At 40.9% G+C, this 3061-nt stretch carries 1 protein-coding gene; it reads right to left on the reverse strand.

All coding sequences use genetic code 11. The features are described 5' to 3' along the window. Window positions 1–628: 628 nt before the first annotated feature. Window positions 629–1375, reverse strand: coding sequence for a PEP-CTERM sorting domain-containing protein (locus tag F6K49_RS38665; RefSeq protein WP_293105758.1), 747 nt, complete (start codon window positions 1373–1375; stop codon window positions 629–631). Between the last annotated feature and the right edge of the window lie 1686 nt (window positions 1376–3061).

A 3061-nucleotide genomic window follows, 5' to 3' on the forward strand; every position in this document is an offset into this window, starting at 1 on the left:
TCACAGGCGCACATCATAACAAGCAGATATCTAATATATCAGTTGGAGCAAACCGGCAATAAACCCCTGGAATAGCATTCTCTGAAGTTTTGTCAAGTATACAGCCTCAAAACCTCTATTGAAATCAGGATAAGTACTAAAACCGAGGGATAATTGTATTAAAGTAGGGAGTAGGGAATCGGGAATCGGGAATCGGGAATCGGGAATCGGAAATCGGAAGGGCTTAGCCCTCTATAATAATCTTAAATCATTGTCTTGATCCAAAGCGCGAGTGGGGGAAACCCCCTGTTCCCTTGCTGCATCCCTTTCTTATCCCCCACACCCCACACCCCACACCCCACACCCCACACCCTAGGTGCCTTCTGCCAAATGCCTTAAAGCATACCATTTTTTTCACGAATCAGATCGGATTGCTATATAGGCTTTCACCTATACCCTAGACGGGATAAATTAATGGCTACATTGTAATTTTGGTTAATTTGTAAATAAATCATAAATCATAAATTATAAATTAACCCCACCAGTGTCTTAAACCAGTGGGGTTTTTTGAGAATTAATTCAAACTAATTACAAGAATTTATTTTGTGCGCTGACCGCACCTCAAGTAGCGTGCGGGTAGCGCATATGCTTAAGCAGTCTTTTTTTTGAAAGCTGTACCTGTTCCCAAAGCACCTAATGCTAGTAAGCCCAAAATTGAAGCAGGTTCCGGGACGGATGTGAGCTCAACATTGTCAATCAGCAGTCCAGAGCTAAAAGCAGTATCATCCTCGTCGAAGACTCCAATTCCTAAACTAAAGCTTCCGGAGGTCTCAAAGGTATAAGAAAAACTCTGAAAGCCAGTCTCTTGAAAAAAACGTGTCAAAGATGTTATGAATAGTGGGGAGTTGGTGTCAGCTAGCCCATCTACCATTTTAGCTATGCTCACGAAGGAAAAATCGTTAAAAACTGCTGGACTAAAAGATGTCGATTCATCCGTGAGAAAGTTCCAATCAAAAGTCAAAATATCTCCGGCATGGGCGGTGAAGGTTTGTTGAATTGCAGAACCCTCTGTGGGAGTGCCTACATTGGGAAGATTAGGGATAGTAGCTAAGCTTCCAGCTGTTAATCCTAGAAATGTTTCTATATCCGAGACAGGAACTGAACCAAAATCAGTACTTAGTAGAGCTTGGAAGTCTCCATCGGTTGGACCACTTCCAAACGCTTCTGTCTCAATACTAGTGTCGCCTATGGTTGCCCATGGGGTGAAATCACCAGTTTCAAAACTGCCATTGACAATTGCTAGGGCTGGGTTAGCACTTAACAGAGTTGCGGCACTAACTAAACTTACTGTACCTGAGCATAGGGTTAAGACATTGAACAATTGACGAGTAGACATAAGATTGATTACTCCTTTTTTAGGTAAAATGCTATGTTTTTAGCCACTACACTATTTGCTGTAACTATGTCTTGAGGCAGGGCGGCCAAAGGGGCTTTATCCCATGAGGTACTGCATCGGTTTGAAGAGTATTGGAAAATTCATTAATATAGCAATTCTCTCTTCCATCAGGTACAAAGCGATCCCCCTAAATCCCCCTTAACAATGGGTACTTTGAGGTTGATAACCATACCTCATAAATGCCATAAAAGCTATAAGTCAGATCATCTAAACATCAAGGGGCTCAAATCAATTAATTCTAAAATCTAGAGCCTCTTAATAAGCAAGCACCATGATCTGACCCATCCAAGCCAAGTAGTCTAAGCATGGAAGTAACTAAACTAATGAGAAAAATCGCTACGAACTCAAGCAGCGCTCTCTCAAAATAGAGTTTATTGTTGATTATTATCCCCAGAGGGGGTCTTTTCTTTGACGGCTTTAGGTTGGCAACTATGACAACAATGAACTAGTTAACGTTGATGACTGATTTATTTTCCAACAATACTATTACATATAAATCAGTACTCATTGAGCTAGGAAAAGTAAACTTTACTCAATCTTTAATTTAATAAAGTTTTGATGAAAAATATTTTGATAAGAGATAATTCAGTCAATATATAGCGTTTCTCGCAGTTATGAAGATAAAAGAGTTGTAAGTATTCAACCGGACATGATATGACGGCTGACAGCTGACGGCTGAATGCTTACGCCGAAGTCTCTGGTTAACGGTCAACGGTCAACGGTCAACCACAAACCAAACCGGGTACTGACTTCTATCACAGGAGTACTTATTTACCGCTAACTAGTACTTGTTTCTCACATACCAGTACTCGTTTATCGTTAACCAGTACTGGTGTATAACAAACGGGTACCTATGTATAACAAACGGGTACCCGTTTCTCACATACTAGTACTCGTTTCTCACATACCAGTACTGGTGTATAACAAACGGGTACCCGTTTCTCGTTAACGAGTACCCGTTTCTCACTAACGAGTACTAGTTTCTCATATACCAGTACTCGTTTATCAGTAACTAGTACTTGTTGCTAATAAAATAGTACTTATGTATTAAAAAAAGGCACCTGTTTGTTCTTAACGAGTACTATTTTCTCACATGCCAGTACAGTTTGCTGTTTTATCAGTGCTATAGCAAAGGGAGTAGGGAGTAGGGAGTAGGGAGTAGCTTACAAGGGATTGTTTTCCCGATTCCCGTTCCCCTCCTGGGAGGGGTTAGGGGTGGGTTCCGATTCCCGATGCCCTCCTGGGAGGGGTTAGGGGTGGGTTCCGATTCCCGATGCCCTTGCCCATAGCGCTATATCAATAAATTCACTGAACGCCTCAAAAAAATTCTATCAATTACTCCCAGTTTTTATGAGGATTTTTCTGATTACATTGCTAGTTTTTTTGGAGCACTATAGTTGATGTAAGCTTAACTATGGCAAGGTAATCTATGGCTCGACTCAAGCGAAATTCAAGAAAATTGATGAATGCAGAACGGCGACTTGCTAGTCTTAAATCCATTAACGCTAAGCTGGATTTAGGCAATGGAATGACAATTCAGCAGTTGGAAGCATCTATCCAATCTGTGAGAGAAAAATTAGAAACTTACAACACTATCCTGTCAACTGTTGATTCGGCCTATAATAA

It is taken from the genome of Moorena sp. SIO3I6, from assembly GCF_010672095.1.

Bases quoted from the DNA above. Each gene is read 5' to 3' on its own strand.
- F6K49_RS38665 (WP_293105758.1), bottom strand. From the start codon at position 1,375: ATGTCTACTCGTCAATTGTTCAATGTCTTAACCCTATGCTCAGGTACA.